General features: G+C 41.8%; 15 protein-coding genes. 8 read left to right on the top strand and 7 right to left on the bottom strand.

Features of this window, described 5'->3' with window-relative positions; all coding sequences use genetic code 11:
- Positions 1-166: 166 nt before the first annotated feature.
- The 3 genes from AB6D07_RS21160 to AB6D07_RS21150 form a co-directional block, all read right to left on the bottom strand.
- Positions 167-556 carry a GGDEF domain-containing protein gene (locus AB6D07_RS21160; RefSeq protein WP_017102542.1) on the bottom strand — a complete coding sequence of 130 codons (390 nt, stop codon included), beginning with the start codon at positions 554-556 and terminating at the stop codon, positions 167-169.
- 29 nt (positions 557-585) lie between these two features.
- Entirely contained in the window at positions 586-1,263 is a 678-nt protein-coding gene (locus tag AB6D07_RS21155) for a hypothetical protein (RefSeq protein ID WP_017102541.1), read from the bottom strand.
- Positions 1,264-1,475: 212 nt separating this feature from the next.
- Positions 1,476-2,648 (bottom strand): MFS transporter, encoded by a 1,173-nt coding sequence (locus AB6D07_RS21150; RefSeq protein WP_029222839.1) that lies wholly within the window; start codon positions 2,646-2,648, stop codon positions 1,476-1,478.
- Positions 2,649-2,956: 308 nt separating this feature from the next.
- Here AB6D07_RS21150 and AB6D07_RS21145 point away from each other — a divergent pair, with 308 nt between their 5' ends.
- Positions 2,957-3,847, top strand: a complete 891-nt coding sequence (locus AB6D07_RS21145) for a LysR family transcriptional regulator (protein ID WP_017102539.1) — start codon at positions 2,957-2,959, stop codon at positions 3,845-3,847.
- 92 nt (positions 3,848-3,939) lie between these two features.
- Here the strand turns inward: AB6D07_RS21145 and AB6D07_RS21140 are convergent, their stop codons facing one another.
- The 4 genes from AB6D07_RS21140 to AB6D07_RS21125 form a co-directional block, all read right to left on the bottom strand.
- Entirely contained in the window at positions 3,940-8,910 is a 4,971-nt protein-coding gene (locus tag AB6D07_RS21140) for an ATP-binding protein (RefSeq protein ID WP_029222838.1), read from the bottom strand.
- Complete coding sequence (locus tag AB6D07_RS21135; protein WP_012600921.1) at positions 8,903-9,928, bottom strand: HD-GYP domain-containing protein; 1,026 nt, start codon at positions 9,926-9,928, stop codon at positions 8,903-8,905. Before AB6D07_RS21135 ends, AB6D07_RS21140 begins: the two co-directional genes overlap by 8 nt.
- 224 nt (positions 9,929-10,152) lie before the next feature.
- Positions 10,153-11,127, bottom strand: a complete 975-nt coding sequence (locus tag AB6D07_RS21130) for a bifunctional oligoribonuclease/PAP phosphatase NrnA (protein ID WP_017102537.1) — start codon at positions 11,125-11,127, stop codon at positions 10,153-10,155.
- An 8-nt stretch (positions 11,128-11,135) separates the two neighbouring features.
- Positions 11,136-11,270 (bottom strand): hypothetical protein, encoded by a 135-nt coding sequence (locus AB6D07_RS21125; protein WP_017101536.1) that lies wholly within the window; start codon positions 11,268-11,270, stop codon positions 11,136-11,138.
- Positions 11,271-11,519: 249 nt separating this feature from the next.
- On the opposite strand from AB6D07_RS21125, the gene AB6D07_RS21120 reads away from it, so the two are divergent.
- The 7 genes from AB6D07_RS21120 to AB6D07_RS21090 all read left to right on the top strand — a co-directional run bounded on the left by AB6D07_RS21120 (position 11,520) and on the right by AB6D07_RS21090 (position 17,564).
- Positions 11,520-11,915 (top strand): hypothetical protein, encoded by a 396-nt coding sequence (locus AB6D07_RS21120; RefSeq protein ID WP_372092208.1) that lies wholly within the window; start codon positions 11,520-11,522, stop codon positions 11,913-11,915.
- The gene (locus AB6D07_RS21115; RefSeq protein WP_372092210.1) at positions 11,875-13,323 is read left to right on the top strand and encodes a caspase domain-containing protein; all 1,449 of its coding nucleotides are present in this window, start codon (positions 11,875-11,877) and stop codon (positions 13,321-13,323) included. Before AB6D07_RS21120 ends, AB6D07_RS21115 begins: the two co-directional genes overlap by 41 nt.
- Before the next feature lie 84 nt (positions 13,324-13,407).
- Complete coding sequence (locus tag AB6D07_RS21110) at positions 13,408-14,055, top strand: hypothetical protein (protein WP_017102535.1); 648 nt, start codon at positions 13,408-13,410, stop codon at positions 14,053-14,055.
- Entirely contained in the window at positions 14,055-15,029 is a 975-nt protein-coding gene (locus tag AB6D07_RS21105) for an LPP20 family lipoprotein (protein ID WP_017102534.1), read from the top strand. Before AB6D07_RS21110 ends, AB6D07_RS21105 begins: the two co-directional genes overlap by 1 nt.
- A 21-nt stretch (positions 15,030-15,050) precedes the next feature.
- On the top strand, positions 15,051-16,274 hold the full coding sequence (locus AB6D07_RS21100) for a murein transglycosylase domain-containing protein (RefSeq protein WP_017102533.1): 1,224 nt from the start codon (positions 15,051-15,053) through the stop codon (positions 16,272-16,274).
- Positions 16,275-16,283: 9 nt separating this feature from the next.
- Positions 16,284-16,736, top strand: a complete 453-nt coding sequence (locus tag AB6D07_RS21095) for a hypothetical protein (RefSeq protein WP_017102532.1) — start codon at positions 16,284-16,286, stop codon at positions 16,734-16,736.
- A gap of 9 nt (positions 16,737-16,745) precedes the next feature.
- Positions 16,746-17,564, top strand: coding sequence for an ETEC_3214 domain-containing protein (locus AB6D07_RS21090; RefSeq protein ID WP_017102531.1), 819 nt, complete (start codon positions 16,746-16,748; stop codon positions 17,562-17,564).
- Positions 17,565-17,705: the final 141 nt, after the last annotated feature.

Here is a 17,705-nt window from a genome sequence, read left to right as displayed (position 1 = left end):
GCTGATCAGATCGTAGGTTCTTGATTTAGTTCCATTGAATTACGCAACAAAGCCGACCAGAACATTAAAAATACTAAAGGCCCGTCAAGACATACAAGTTACTGACCGTATCTAATTATTGCTGCAAGTTACGCACTCTTTGAACCATTGAATTAACCTAGAAGCCTCAAAGCGATGGGTAATATTGATTTCGTCCCCGCGCTTTAGCTTGATAAAGATGTTTGTCTGCGCACGCATACAGTTCTTCAATATCGGTTATATCATTATTCAATACCGAGATACCTATACTGACTGTCACATCAATTAATCTTTGATTGTAAACCACTTCACGTGCTTCTACTATTTTGATAATTCGCCCCGCTATACTTTTAGCATCCTGAAACGAGGTGTCATCGAGTAATATCGCAAACTCTTCGCCTCCAATCCTTGCGAATAGGTCACTTTTACGCATTAAGCGCTCAATATCTTTCGCTAAGCAAGTCAGTACATAATCGCCCGCTTGATGGCCATAGTTATCATTAATTTTTTTAAAGTTGTCCACATCAATCATTAGCATTGAAATTGATTTTTGTTCTCTGTCAGACGTTAATAATGATTGGGACCTTTCAAAAAATAACGACGATTGTATATATTGGTCAGATTATCGACTGTAGAGAGTTGTTTAAATGTTTCGGCGCTTCTTTCAATCTCTTCATGTGCCAAAATACTAGACATTCGATTATTCAACATCGACTTAGATAATAATATAGTTGCAGGAATATATATTATTGTAAAAATAACCAAACTAATATGTTGGTGTTCACCATAATAAAGCATGATGATAATTTGGGGTATCAACATTGAGAAAAAGAAAACAATATACGCACGATATAATGATGACATTGACAGCGCAGCGGCGGTTATAATACCAATAATTAGAACGAAGCTAACAAATTCAAACGGCTGTGGTGCGTACTTCATAATTAATAATGATGATATTGCCCAAGTAATAGCTTGAAATACATTAAGAATTACAAAAATTCTTTCGTTACGATTTAGGCCTTTCTGATTGAAACAATTTAAATGAATTGTAAATAGTTTTGCATTATAAAGTCTTGCCCATGCCAATAAAACCTGACCCAAAAACCAAATGCATAAAATATCCATTGGAATAAATTTGAAAAACATTGCTCCATAAGCAATCGATACAATAAGCATCGCTATCATTGCTCTGGGTGTCTGCTCAACAACATTTTTAATCAATCTAGGATGAACATTAGACATTCCTACTCCAATCAATATACAACAACTTGAACTATAGTTAAAATCTATTAACAAATATAAAAATACTAGATCATTCAGTTATACTAATAAAATAACGAAGCTTCTATTATACTTTCTATCGCTTTATCTTCAACTATCTTGACTGGTTACGTAAAAAACTATTGATTAAGTGTTAGTTAATAGTGCTACCTATTAAAATAGAATCAAAATAACTATCTACTATTTTCAAATCTCGTTACTTTTGCACTAAAAGCAAAGATCACCATTACTGCGACCACGAATGGTAATACGTAGAGATTAAGGTTCTGCCACCCTGCAGTTGACTCCAACCAACCAGACAGTAGCGCCGTGACAGTTACACAACCAAACACAACAAATTCATTGAACGCTTGTGCCTTGGCTTTATTTTGAGCTTGATACGACTGGCTAAATAAGCCTGTTGCAGCGATGAACATAAAGTTCCAACCCACACCAAGCACAACCAAAGCCGCTCTAAAGTGCCAAATTGACACGCCATGGATATTGATGGCAATACTCACCACAAATAACACGCCACCTGCAAGGATCATCATTCTTGAACCGAACTTCTCGATGAGGGAGCCCGTAAAGAATGCAGGCACAAACATACCCAATACGTGCCACTCAATCACACCAGCAGCTTTAGTAAAATCGAATCCGCAACCAATCATCGCCAATGGTGTTGCCGTCATCAAAATGTTCATCACGGCGTAAGCAACCATGGCCGCAAACACAGCGCCAATAAAGTTCGGTGCTTTAACGATTACGCCTAAAGGATCGGCTTTGGGAGCCTGACTATTAAAAGAGACTTTAGGAAACTGAATGGTTTGTAAAATGAGTAACGCAAGAATGTTCAACCCAATCAAAGAAGCAAAAGCACCAATGTACAAGCCATCGTCTGACCATTGTTGAGACATAATCGCCAAGTTTGGCCCTAATACCGCTGCTAAAACGCCACCAGCCATAGAGATAGATATCGCTCGATGACGGGCATTTTCATCACACACCTCGATTGCAGCAAAACGATAAAGCGTACCAAAACCAATACCTATCCCAAGCAAAAACGTGGCGAAACAAAACAGATAGAAATGTTGCTGAGATAACGCGTAAGTCGCAAGGCTTGCTCCGGTAATGCCAACTACATTGCCGATACTAAACCCTCGTTTTCGTCCTAATTTTCCTGAAATTAAAGATGCAGGAATAGTGGCTGCCATTAAGCCTAAAAACTGCAACGCAACAGGCAAAGTAATCATGCTGACACTGGGTGCAATCTGTTTGCCTATCAAGCCAATCACTGAGATCAGTAATATGTTGCCCGTCATCAACAAGGCCTGACACAGTGAGAGCAGCCAAACATTTCTATTCATCTTCGTTCCTAAATATGGGCACAGCTGGTCAATAGAACAAAAAATCAACAAAGTCGCAACTCTTTGTTACTTTTAATGAACTCACCAAAGCACTCAATTAAAGAGCCACGAGTCTCGACTTCGAAGTGTATTCCGCCAAAGGTGCTTTAATCTTCGTTGCTTTACGCTCTAGAGTTGAAATTATCATTACTTAAGATAATAATAATTTTGTGTTATTCAGAAGCTTTGTTGTTTATAGGCTTTGTTATTCACAGGCTCTGTTACTTATAAGCCTTTTTATCCATAGGCGTTAGCATTTAAAGGTGAGTATGATTAATCCACTTTGGCTCAATACATTTAAGACTCTGGTTGAAGTTGGTCATTTCACCCAAACTGCAGAAAAGCTGTATATGACACAGCCTGGCGTTAGCCAACACATCAAAAAGCTTGAGCAAGCTTGTAACTGTGACTTGTTATCGAGGGAAAATAAGAGCTTCGAACTGACCGAACAAGGTCGGATTATGTATCGCTACGCTCTTAAACTGGAAAAAGACCAAGAAGATTTATTCGAATCTCTGAGTTTCGACAATCCTTATTCTGGGCAATGTCATCTATCCTGTTCGGGTTCACTCTCTTTGCGTCTGTATCCCAAGCTTCTTGAACTGCAGCAGCAACATCAAGACCTGAGCATCAACCTAGAAGCGGCACCGAACAAAAAGATATTGAACGACCTAATCCAAGGCACCACCGATATTGGAATCGTCAGACATTCACCCAATGACAGCTATTATCAGAGCCAAGTTATTGGTAATGAGGCGCTGTGCTTAATCGTCCATCATAGTCTTGCTGACTTAGAGATTACCCCTGAAGCTCTGCACAATATCGGCCTCATAGCCCATCCAGACTCTGCTCATTACCTGTCTTTGTATTTTGACCTATGCGGAGATAAAGATTTAGCGAACATCAACATCAATGAAATACCGAAGTCTGGCTACATTAATCAACTTCACCAAATTCTATTACCCGTATCCAAAGGGCTTGGGTTCACCGTGTTACCCGCAGGGGCTGTCGAAAACTTTCCAGACAGAGATAAGCTGCACGTTGTGACACCTAAAGTGAAGGTTGAAGAAACACTGTATTTGGTTCAGAAAAGAAATCGAAAACTGCCGCACAGATACAACACTGTTATCGATCTAATCAAACAACACGTCAGTAATTAGTTCGGTATAGATAGACTTAAAGCCTTTAGCTAGTTCGTTATTTCGCAGCAAGAGCTAAAGGCTTTAATGTTGGAGTGATGTTCAAAAGACAGCTACTCAGAAGCACTCAGAACCTCTTTGGCTCGTTCAAAGTCGTAATTATCTAACGCACTTTGGACATCTTTAAGAACTGCTGAATGTGAATACTGTGCCAGTAATACAGTCACGTATTGGGTCGCATCGTTATCATAAGCATCCAACAGCGAATACAACTTAGCTCGCTGCTCTTGAGTGATATTAGGCGAATTCGATGCATCAGCGCTTCTCACCTCAGTTTCTTGAGTACATGCCGTTTCAACACCTTGAGCACCAGAGCTATCAAAGCTGCTCTCTACCGTTTTGATCAATTCGATTAACCCAAGCTCAGCTTGTTTAAGATCTTGCTCATCACACGCCTTGTTATGCGCTTTGCTTTCAAGACCACCGAGTTGTTCAGCCAATTGCAACCCGCCAATAGAAGCCGCCATGCTTTTTAACGTATGTAGGTTCCGCTCTAACGTCACCCATTCATCTTGCACTAGGTTGTCGAAGGTATCCGACATAATGTTAGGCGCCCCTTGGCAGAATCTACCAAGCATCTTGTCTTGCAGCTTCACATCATGATGAGTCAACTGACCGAACCTTGGCAATGAGAAAACAGGGAGAACCATCAGAGTATCAGAGCTTAATGTCGGACTGTTAGAGCTGCTATCTTGCATCCTACCTGAAGGCGACTCTGATGACGCTTTACCCTCAACCAAAACCTCTGGCACGATGTATTTCGTAATCAAAGAGGTGGCTTTATCGATGATAATGGGCTTATCCAAGAAGTCCGTGACTCCAGCCTCTCGGGCTCGCTGTTTCGCATCAGCAAACACATTGGCCGACATCGCAATAATTGGTACATCTTTATCAAACTCACGAATCAAACGTGTAGCTTCGAAACCATCCATAATTGGCATTTGAAGATCCATAAAGATTATTTCGTAGTCGTTGTTTTTAGCTAGTTCAAGCGCTTCCTTTCCGTTTTCAGCAAGATCGGCATTTAAATTAGAACGACTGAAAAATGCTAAGGCGAGATCTTGGTTCAGCTCATTGTCTTCAACCAATAACACTCTTTGGCCTTTGAACTCTATCTGATAATCCAACTGCAACTCTTGGGCTTTGAAATCGGCTAACGCATCCGAGCTTGATCGTGGCAATGTCAGTACAAAGGAGAACTCACTGCCTTGCCCGTAAACACTCTCTACCGTAATTTGACTGCCCATCGCATGCACTAATTTCTGGCTAATGTTGAGCCCAAGCCCTGTACCGCCAAACCGACGTGTTGTGGTGGTATCCGCTTGGCTAAAGGCTTCAAACAGCTTGTGACGGTTCTCATCCGAGATGCCTATCCCGGTATCTATCACACTCACTTTCATGGTTAGGCTGCTATCGTTCGAGTCAACATGCTCCACCGTTAACGCTACGCTGCCTTTTTCCGTAAACTTAATCGCGTTGCCCACAAGGTTGAGTATGACTTGGAACAACCTCAAGGGATCGCCTTGTAATGGCGTGTCTAATTCTGGGTCTATGACCATCGACAAATTGAGTTGTTTCTCAGCCGCTTTCGACTCCATCAACTCAATCACATCTTTAAAGGTCGTTGCGGGATCAAATGGGATGCTATCAATGGCAAGCTGTCCCGCCTCTATCTTAGAGAAGTCGAGGATGTCATTAATGATGCTTAACAGTGAATGCCCCGAACGGTGCACTTTCTCAATATAGTTTCGAGCAACAGGATTAGATATTTCGCCAATGGCCAAATAAGACAAACCAATTATTGCGTTCATTGGCGTTCTAATTTCGTGACTCATATTGGCTAAGAATTCCGATTTAGCTTGGCTCGCCAAATCGGCCCTCTGTTTCTCTTCTTCTAATTGCTCATTAAGGCGCTTCATTTCTGAAATATCGAATGCCCAAAATAGCGTGGCTATCTCACCATCTAGCTCAAACAAATAATAGCTGACGAGCGCAACGAAACGGGTTCCATCAGATTTTCTAAGCACCAACTCCCGGTTTACTACCTTGCCATTGAGCATTAGCTCCTTATGTACATCATCCCGAACGGATAAAGAGTCATGAATAGAAGCTACATCGATAGAATCAAGATCGAGACCTTCAACCCCAAACAGCCGTTTCGCAGTATCGTTGGCATAACGAACTTTCTCTTCAAACACAACACTCGCGGCGATAGGAGAGCTGTTAAGCATATTGTAGAGCTGCTCCTGAGCCTTCTTAAGCGCCTCTGTTGCATCATTGGCAATGCTTATTTGTTTCGAGAGTTTTCGATTCCAGAAAACGATAAGTAAAACGATCACCAAAGCAAAACCTGAAATGGTATAAACCAATTCATAGTCGACTCTTTCTATCGCTTTTGGCGCTGCCCACTTCGCCGATATCTTTTGACGTTCTTCAGCAGAAATGCTCTCAATCGCCTTATTCACAATGGAATAAAGCAAAGGTTCAGACTTAATGACGTGTAAGGTTGGAGAAAGGAAAAAATCAAGTCGTCCGATAATTCCGACCTCACGATGACCAAATGAATCAATGAGGTAGTTTAGGACTTCGACAGTATCGATCATGCCATCTAGGGTTTCATCATCCAGTCGGTTAAGCCCATCTTCAGTGGATTCTACTTTCACCCATTCAATATTCGGGTATTTCCCGACAATCGCATCGGTATTTGCTGCGTTCTTCAAGATACCGATTTTCCATCCTTCAGCTTCCTCAAGCACCAAGCTACTTATGTCTCGTCTCGATGCAATAGCTAAACGGCTTGAAAACAGGCTCTTGACTGCTTTGACGTTGTCTCCTAACGAACGGTTCTCTTGTGCTGCGGAGACCAGTTCTACTTCATGATGATCAACCAAGCTTCGGGTCTCAGACCAACTTGCAACGTCTACATGGTTGATACTTAACCCTGTTTTCTGCTCAATGAGCGTTAGGTAATCGTCAATCATACCGATGTATTCACCGGTATTGGATACCGCCTCATAAGGCAACGAATTTGGATCGATACCTATCCGAACATCCGGATTGTCTTTGATCCACTTCCTCTCTTTTTGGCTTAGATTTAAGATCTCTCCAGTCAAATTACTCGCTTGATAAACATCCGCAATATAGCGTTTCGCCGCATCTCCGAATGAACTAAATTGTTCGACTGATGGAAAATAAACATGGTTCCGCTCTAACGACTGAACATCAAAGTAGAAAGTCATCGAACCAGAATTGGTGCTCCCTCCTTTGGTTCGATAATTTGCGACCTTGGTGACTGATGAAAAGTGAGAGGTGTTTTTCTTCTCTCCATATTCATCAACTAGGTTACCGATGTACCAAGATTTGATTGGACGATTACTATTATCCGCCTGTGCAGTGATCACCTGAAATGAACTGTCCGTATCGAAAATTTCAAAAACTTCGGTTAACTCTTCAAAGCGGTCATTGACGATAAAATACGCGGATATTTGCGCTATGATATTCGCCTTTTTAAGCACTTGGCTTAGATCATTCTGAACCTGCATCTCAATAATTTGGCTTAAACCGTCATCGGCCTGTTTAAGGTTGTTAATCGCGGCATTAAAGCTGTCTCTGATTTCCTCACTCTTAAAGTCAACATAGATCGGATACTCAACTTTATACTCGTCATGTAACGTTAGCTCTGCCATTTCAATAAAACGAGTATTGGTGATAAACCACTCCAGCACTCTTCGTTCAACCATTAACAGGTCAACATTTTGAGCCCTCAATTGTGAGAATGCCGATTCAAGACCTTCGTAATCTTCGACACGACCAATGTCTAACTTACCCTTCAGTACTTCAACAGAATTTTTAATTGGTGAGGTCTCGTCGAACAATAACGCCCCTAGTGATAGGTCGTTCTGAGATTCAAGTTTGAGCTTGCGGCGAGTCAGTGAAACAGGAACAAACTCAACATTAAGAACTTTATCACTTAGGAAATGAGCATTAGGATCATCAAACTGAACGCCAGAAACAAAGGCAATAGAATTATTGTTGTCGATGGCCTTTCTAGCGGCACTAGGAGGGAGAGTGACAACGTCACCCAGCTTATACCCCATATCATTAAGAGCACGTTGAATAATGTCGTGTTCTAGCCCGACCGCGGTGCTGTCTGGATACATATACGGAGGATTACCAAAGCCAAATACGCCTTTTAGTGGAACTCGATAGGGAGAAGTATCTAGCCACTTTGATAAAATCTGGTTCTTATTTGCAACGTCAAAAGTTTCAATTTGTTTGTTGATTAGCGTCAGTAGCTCTGGTTCGTCATTTCGAATCACCATCGACGCTTCTAACTTTTTCCAATGCTCCAAAACATAGTTGACCGCTAGATCATGAACGCCAATCTTTTTCGCAAGATCCATAGTGGTGATAGGTTCACCGACCATGCCTTCGACATCACCAGACCCTAACGCACGCACCGCATCAATAACATTCTCAAAATCGACTCTTTCGATAGAGCTCAACCTCACTCCTGCACGCTCCAAGTCTATGTTTTCATTAACCATAGCTATGCGGCGTTTATTATTTTGATCTAGGTTTCCATCGAGTTTGTTGTCGATAGGGACTATCACAGCCACCTGATAAGGAATATAGGGATCACTTGCAAGAAAACGTCCACCTTCACTTGGGTCGAACTGTTGGAATGGGAAAACGTCGCCTCGCCCGTCGACTAACGCGGCTTTAGCCTCGACACGCGAGTTAACTGTGACAAACCGAACATGAACACCAAAACGCTGTTCAAGATCTAATGTCCAATCTTTGATGATCCCTGAGACCTTTCCTTCTTCATCGATAAATGAGTATGGGTAATGGTCGGTAAGGGTAACAAAGGTAATCGTTGGTTGGTTTTCTAACCACTGATTTAACGTTGCATCGCTCACTTCGCCGGCGTTTGCACTGCGAATGACTAGTGACCACACAAATAAGCCAATGATAAGAGATAATACAAAACGATTTAGTGACAACATCAAGCCATCACTCATCGCTAAACTTCTCTTTAATCGCAAGAATCTCGGGCAACTTAAGAAAGAACAGATCAACGATAGTTGGATCAAAATGTTTGCCTTTCTGTTCTTCAAACAAGCTCAGTGCCTCATCGACACTCCAAGCCTTCTTATAAGGACGCTCTGCTGTCAGGGCATCAAACACATCAGCCACCGCAGCGATTCTTCCTACCAAAGGAATTTCTTCACCCGCGATCTGGTTTGGGTAACCGCTGCCATCCCATTTCTCATGATGATATTGCGCCACCTGAATCGCCATACGCATCAGTTTGGAATCACTCTGCCTACCAAGAATTTCAACACCGTACTCGACGTGTTTCTGCATGGTATTCCACTCACCGGCATCCAACTTACCAGGCTTTAGCAGCACACTATCGGGAATGCCAATCTTGCCAATATCATGCATTGGTGCTGCATCACGCAACGTCTCGGCATCTTCGTCAGTCATTCCCAAGGCTTTAGCTAGCACTTCACAGTAGTGACTCATACGCTTAACGTGCATGCCTGTTTCATTGTCTTTAAATTCAGCAGCTCTACCCAGTATGTTCAGTGTTTCTAGCTTACCGAGATTGATCTCTTGAGTTTTCTCTTTTACCTGACTAAACAACGCGCGTTGTTGGTCATAAAGTGCGATATGCGTTTTCACACGCTGGAGTGCAATAGCAGGGGTTATCGGTTTGGTTAGGTAATCTACAGCCCCCAAGGAGAGCCCTTTTACTTCGGCTTCAGGTCCAATTTTGGCAGTAACGAAGATAATGGGGATATGCGCGGTGTTGGGCTGTTCTTTGAGCTGTCTGCAAATTTCATAACCGTCAATATCAGGCATCATGATATCGAGGAGAATGAGGTCTGGCTGAGGCACCATCTTGGCTATCTTGATGCCAATGGTACCGTTAATTGCTACTTTGACTTGATAGGTATCTTTAAGTATTGCAGTCAACACATCCAAATTGCTTGGGGTGTCATCTACGACTAACACTATGGGTTTACGACTCATTGATACCTCGTATAAAAATCAAACAGTTATAAATATAGTGTAGAACGATTTTTAGAGGTTAATCAGAAAAAATAGCAATTGTTTATTGAAAATGAAGAGTAGATCTTCGAGTGACATCAAACCAACGTTTGTCGAAGTATGACCAGTCAAAAATTCGGCATCCACCCTTTGAATGTGAACCAGATAAAAACCATCAATTAGTTTCAACAAACACTCGCTTAAAATCAACCGACAATCAACTGAGGACGAATTAGATCATAAACGAAACTTTGTTCATTAAAGTGATTAAAGACTTGATTAACGACACCACCAGCCATATGTGAGTGTCCTCCACCAAACCCAGCACCTGTATCATTCAAAGCTCTCTTTATCACCTTCGCCACATCATTTTGGGGGCACTCAGAACGCAATGAAACGAATGTTCTCTCATGGCTACGAGCACTTAACACTACTATATCTATTTCATCAACGGTCAATAGAAAGTCGCCAAGCACTCCCAGCATATTTTTGGGGCACCCTTCTGGTAAGCTGCCAAATGCACAATTGCCGTCTTTCCTAATAGCTTCAAACATGGAATCAAATAACTTCAATTCTTGATATTCGATTTGATTGCGACAAATACGATTTACCATATTCATATCGGCACAGCTTTGGAGTTGAAAGAGAGCTTTGATATCAGCTTTGTTCATTGCTCGGGTAAAATTTGCCGTATCGAACGTTAATCCAACAAGTAAAGCCGTTGCTACGCGCTCTGGAATAGGCAGATCGTAATGATTAAAGTACTCAACCATAATGGAAGCTGTTGCGCCATAGTTAGGTCGAATATCTGAAAACCAAACGAAACTGGGTGCTATAACCTGATGATGATCGATCACACCAACTTCTATACCAGGTAAATCAGTAACGTTTTTTTCACCAATACAGCCATCCACAACAATGATTTTATCATTGGGTTTTAGATCTAATCGGTGTGACTTAACAATGGGAATATCAAGCCACCCAATCAAATTATGTAAAGAAACACGGTCAATAAAGCCTTGATAGGTAATGAGGGGTTTAAAGCCCTTCTTCCTAAGTAAATAAGCGAGAGCAAAAGCGGAGCCTACCGCATCATGATCAGGAAAGTCATGAGCTTGAATGATGATTCGTTCACAGTCCTTTAGGCGTTCCAGAAAATCGTCAAATGAGAAAATAGACATACTTCACCTTAACCTTTGAGCTTTTCTATTGTATTGAGAACAGTTTCAGTACCACTATCCAATTGACTAACCATCTCATCTCCATATTGAATTCCAATAAAAACGCCGATAGCGATTAAGAGAAGAGCAATAATTTTTAACATAAAAACACCACCATCTATAAATAAAGCGAATCAATTGAGCTCTATAAGTAAGAACAACACCCTCCTAAGCCTCTCAAATAGAAGCTAATTAAGAAACACTCCTCCCAAATTAACTAAAACTTGCTCACATTTAACAAAACAAACATTGACTTATATCTCATTGCGATTGATGCGCTATTGAGTGATATTCAACTAGATTATATGGTCTTGAGCTCATCTGACACTACGGCCATACGGAAGACTTATCTAATGACACGGAATAGAATTGTCACAGGTATGCTATTTGCGCTAGCACCAACTCTTAGTTTTGCTAACGCTGACAATCAATTTGAATTTTCACACTCTAAACAGGGAACTGTATGTTCATCTAATCCTGATATTTGGCAACTTGGCGGAGAGCTGCAAGTTGATGCTCCTATTTCGCTGAATGGCAAGGTCATCACTCGCAGCGGGCAAAAAAAAGCAAGCAATAATGTTGACCTATTTGCAGGAAAAGAGTCCTCTACCGAACAACAATACATGACGAGTTCTATCGGATGTATACAATCTGACGACCCAATGTCATTGGTTGGTGCTGTCGCATCTTTATACGAAGTACAACACATTGAGCAGCTCAGACATCCCACCACCAGTTCGAGAGCCTGATCTGCCCAAAGCGCCAGAAATCGTCAAAGATCAATTTGAAACCAAAACTCAATTTGATCAACGCGTCGAAAAATTGCGAATAGAACGACAAAAACAGATAGCCGCTATACAACTTAAATACCGTCAACAAGTAGAAGCTCGAAATGCCAAAATTCGAGTCCTACAAGAAGGGGCAGACTCTCGAAAGGGCAACTTGGGCGTGCAAAAAACTCGACTCGTTGCTAAGGCTTTTAGAGATGTAATGGGTAAGCCGGTCGTCACAACAAAGAGTTATGATGCTGAAAACCAGCAAATGCACCTGTTGTTTAAAGCGTCAAATCAAAACTATCAGCGAGACATTATTCTAAATGTACCTCTTGAGCAGGCGCGTGATGTCTTCAGCAATATCGATAACCTTGACCTCGCACTCACCTACTCTTATGACGAGAATCAACTAGAGCTCGTAAATATAAAAGGCAACTACAATGACGTAATGTTCTCAGGGGATGTGGCTAAAAGTAATTATCAGCCCGAAGCTCTGAGTGTGGTTCTTAACAGTGGCCCAAGCAGTGCCGCGACTCCAGGGCTAGAGATGCAAAACCCTAACTTAATCGATGCGTTTGAAGTCGATTCACGCCTCTCGGCAACGGACAACACCGCCTCTGATGAATTGAAGCAACTACTTAATGGCTTTGTGCCTGTGGAAAGTAATTCATCCAACTGGTTCTTCAACCTATCTATAGAAGATTACGCAAATTCAGATCAAGTAGCCTTTGCGCGCAGCAGTGGTGAAGTCATGTCTGACGTCGCGACAAAAGTTCTGGGTGTTCCAGAAAGGCACGTCTACGAGCTCATTGACCGTGACGCAACCAGTGGTGCGATTAAAGATAAGTTACGTTTAATGTTAGACAACGTCGATGAAGGCGATACGGTTTACTTCTACTACAGTGGACACGGTATCCCTGCGATTCCCGATAATGATCCTTACATTCTCCCGCAAGATAAGATCCCTGACTACATAACTGATGATGAGTTCTTCAAACTCGATAACCTCTACAAAACACTGTCTAGCAGCAAAGCAGGCAAGATAGTCGTTATGGTTGACAGTTGTTTCAGTGGAGCGACTGATGGTGTATCGGTCATCAAAGGGGTTGCCGCCTCCAGACTGGCACCGAAAACAGTCAGTATCGATCCTGAGCGTATGGTCGTGATCACCGCGGGACGCGATAAAGAGTATTCCAATATGTACCAAGAAAAAGGTCATCGCCTGTTTAGTTACTACCTCATGAAATCAATGATCGAGGGAAACAAAGATGTGAATACGCTTTATCAAGATGTTTATGACAAAGTGAAATCTGCCTCTTTTGAGATGGGGGATTTAAAACGTCAACATCCAACAATTACCGGTAACCAGACTATGTCACTTTAAGAGCGTGTCTCTTTTAAGATCGTACCACTTTTAAAACTATTTCAATTTACAACATATTTGAAACATTGATTAAGGCTTATATCCATGTTTAAGAAAACACTTTTAGCAACATCCGCTCTTCTAATCTCATCAACAGCCTTCGCTGCAGATGTAGAAAACTCGAATCTAGATATCGCTTTCCAAGGAGCTCATTTCCAAGGTGCTGGTAATCAAGTCACCATGCTGCGAGTTCCAGTAACCAACAAAGATACGGGACAAACCCAGTTCTTTGACATGAGCGCTCAATTTGCAGCCGACAAAAACGGTAATCTTGTGTTCAAAAACATGAGTTCTGTAAAATCCGTAGCTTTTGCAAGTGCGAATCAACTGATATCAGGGCATTACTCTGATAGTAGGGGCCGTAGTTGGTATATCGATGGGCCATCTATTGGGGCTGACGGGCGACAAATATGGAGTATCCAAACTCAAAACGGCTATTCACACAGCTCTTCTGCTGGAGGGCAAGTAATGAGTGGTCCTTTAAAAAATAATGAGCTAGCAGCCAATGCCGATGGTTTTAAAGAGGTTCTAAAAAATGCTTCCGCGCTTAATTATGGTGTTGTATCTGGTGATGATTTAATTAGTGCAGCTCAATCAGGGAAAATGATTTCACTAGTAAGGTACAGCTCTAAAGGAGAACCAAATGCTAGTTGGAGCCTTCGTTCTGCGCCAGAACCACAACCGGAAGACTAATGAAAATACTAGCGCTAATCATCTCCCTGTCGAGTGCTTGTGCTTTCGCTTCCCCGTCTTGGTACGGGGAGGTGCCATCAGACTCAACCTTGAGCTATGGGTTCGGCAAAGGCAACACTTATCAACAAGCCAAAGACGCGGCTTATCATGATCTGGCTAAAGGTGTTGAAAACCGAATAGTCAGTAAGACCACCAGTACTAAAACCTTCAAAAATGGTGAGTTGAAAAAATCTGCGGCTTCTCATAAAGAGTCCATATCCAATGTGGTTTTCCGAAACAACGTCACCGTTATCAACAGTGAAAAATCGCAAAACCAGTTTTATGTTCAAGTTCAATATGACCCCGAGTCATTTGCACAAAAGCTCTCTGCTTGGTTAAAGAAATCACAATGTCACAGTGAATTACACCCATACTGGTCAACAACGACCATGCTACAAAACTGGGTGGAACAACATCAATGCTTACCGCATATAGATATCGAGCGGTTTGCTGGGGGCTGGATGCTTTCTAACAGTAGTGGCCAGTTAATACTACCGGAAGCAAAGTATAACCACCTATTTTTCAACTATTCAGATGAAAGTATAAATATTCACTCATCCAAGCGACGACTCAATGCTGGCGACCATTACTTTATTCAACTCAACTCAAACCAAGCGGGTTATCTCTCTTTGTTTCAAGTTTATGAAGATGGCAGTACAGGCGTGTTAGTTGAAAACCATCAAGTCACAGAGGGCGACTCTATCGAGTTTCCAGATAGAAATCAGTATGACGGAATCGAAGCGCTACTCAACAACGGACAAGAGACCTACGATACCAATATCGCATTGCTCTGCCCTACAAAAATAGACACCTCTCGATTTGAGCGATTGGATGAATCGCGTTTATCAACAGACACCCCAGGGTTTGGGTTGATCCTGAACTATTTCGAGCACTGTGATTTTGTCATGGAACGGCTCTCGATAGAGAAAGGTTAACCCCTCGGTCAAGGAACAGATATGAAGAAAATAATTTGCCAGCTATCCCCTTTAGCGATACTGATCTCTAGTGGATGGGCATCTGCAGATACGCTGCAGCAAGCGTGTGAACTTTCAATTACCGAACAAAGTTGCCCTAGCGTCGAACATTTTGTCAATCAACCTTTTGAAGCGAAAGATGAGTTTGAAAAATACAAACTCTGCAGTGAAGCCCAATTTGATCTTTACAAAGTGCAAAAAAACTGCGAATTCGATCAATATGTGGCACAAGCTCAACAAGAGTTTGATAAGTTTAAAATCAAAGTTTCAGAATCTTGGGATAATCCTACCTTTAGCGACCAATTTAAGTGGGTCAGCTACAGCCCCTCTCTACAAATAAAGCGTGAAGTTAACTTCGAGAAAAATACGATTCAAGTCACCACTATTGCAGGTGAAACAACCTCAATAGAAGAACTCAAAGAAGAGATCGTGCGCACGTCTCAGCTGACCATAGGCGAAGCCCAACAAGCCGATGCTTATACCTCTGAACTGATTGAAGCAACAAATGTTGAGAAACTCAGTGACAAGACATTCTTACCCGTTTCCGAAACACCAAAGGTCCAGGCTCAAGAGTTAGACAAGGCTCTTGAAACTGTGGCCGTGACCAAAGCCAAAGACAGTAAAGGCAATACCGTTCTCAAAGCCGTTATTTCTTTTCCGCCAAGTTGGCTTAATCGTAAAGAACAACGCTTTTTTGATACCGTTGAAGTTTACGCAGAAAAATACAAACTTGAGCCTGAATTTATACTGTCTATCATCAAAACAGAAAGCGCTTTCGATCCTACAGCAACCTCACATGTTCCTGCCTTTGGCCTGATGCAAATTGTCCCAAGTTCCGCAGGATTAGATGCGACAAACTTCCTATTTGGTGAACAACAGTTACTGAATAAAGAATACTTATTCGACCCCGAAAAAAACATTGAGGTCGGTACCGCTTATTTGCACTTACTGCGCTCTCGCTACTTCAAAGGCGTTACCAATGAAGAGAGCTTGAAGTACTGCATAACAGCGGCTTACAACGGAGGCATGGGGCCAATCTATCATATTTTCGGTGGCAAACGCTCAGTTGCAATCAAGAATATTAACCAGCTTGAACCACAACAAGTATTCCAAACTATCCAACAAAAGCATTCTGCTGCGGAAACTCGTAACTACTTGAAAAAAGTAAGTAAAGCAGAAGTTAATTACGAAAAGAATATGATTTAAGGATAAAACATGAAAAAGACTCTAATTATCGCTGCAATTACTACATTGTCATTTCAAGCAGCCGCTAACTCCGAATTTCCTAGCTGGCGCATGAACCCACAATCTGATTTGCCTGAAGGCTTAATCGCGGGTGTTGCTTGTGTTGAAAGTATGGGAGATATGACGCTTGATATGGACATCGCTTCAATGGAGGCGAGAGCATCGCTAGCCGCATCTCTCGAAGCCATGGTGCAAAAAGAGCTCGATACAAATCGAACCTCGGAGAAAAAGAAGATTGTAACAGCCGATCGTAAAGACAATGTTGTGACTACAACCGTAACCGCTAAATCGACCACAAAACAACTAACCAACCAGTTAATGAAGTTTACCTGGGTAACAGAAAGCGTTTCTGTAGAAAAAGATGTCGAAGAATATTTATGTACCCGTGTGGTTGCACGAGCACCTCAAGTTGTTGCTGAATAAGGTTTTATCATGTCAGAACAAGCTCTACCTTCATCTGTTGATAAAACAGCACCAGAAGAAGACATGTCTTTAACTCAACAAGCTCCCAATGAAGATCAAAAAGATTTTCTTGAAATAATGAGAGAGAAGACACCAAACTCTATCCTTGCCATCATTGCGCTGATCATCGCAGGTGGTCAGTTCAACGATGCTATTGATATGGGAAGCAAAGGTTGGGACCTCTTAATTTCTAACTTTTCAGATGCTCCATCTAACGAGCGCCTTTCTAAAGTCTATATTCGTGCTTCCAGTGGCATTTTAGAAGAGACATTTGGCTCTCCGGTTTATACCAAGATGTCGAATGGTGAGGTACAGATAAAATACTACAAAGACAGTAAGTTTATTCTTTCTGCAATAACATCCAACGACACAATAGATGCTTTTCTCATTTTCCCTAAACCGGGGTTTGTCGCTGATGTGAACTACCACGCAGGCAGCGCCACTTATTTGGAAACCAACTTCGTTAACTCGACAACAGAACATGCTGCCATATCCAATATTGCGCGTTCAGGGAATTATTACATTGAAGAAGCAGAAGGTGGTCGCTATGAACTGTTATACAGCTCTGTCGGTGGTTACAGCGAATACCTATCCCCTCTCTCTGCGCAACAACTCAAGTTACTCGCTGATTTTAATGACAAATTGATGATGGAAGAGAATACAAAAGATTCTCTAACTAAACTACGTAGTGAAATCAGGCCAAACTTTTATGGGTATACGACGGTCGATTTAGAATCACTTGCCCCTGCAATTCTTACCAAACTTGAATATGAATTGATCACTGATTAACAGCAGCGTTGGTCATTGATAATCGGTATCCAGTAATGTGTATATCTGATTCGGTTAGCTCTACGTACATTGATGAACTCATTGAGTTGGCTTTGTTGCGTAATTCAATGGAACTAAATCAAGAACCTACGATCTGATCAG

The organism is Vibrio sp. 10N.239.312.C11 (assembly GCF_041466065.1).
Lineage (GTDB): Bacteria > Pseudomonadota > Gammaproteobacteria > Enterobacterales > Vibrionaceae > Vibrio > Vibrio tasmaniensis_A.
This window is presented reverse-complemented; position numbering and strand designations above follow the sequence as displayed.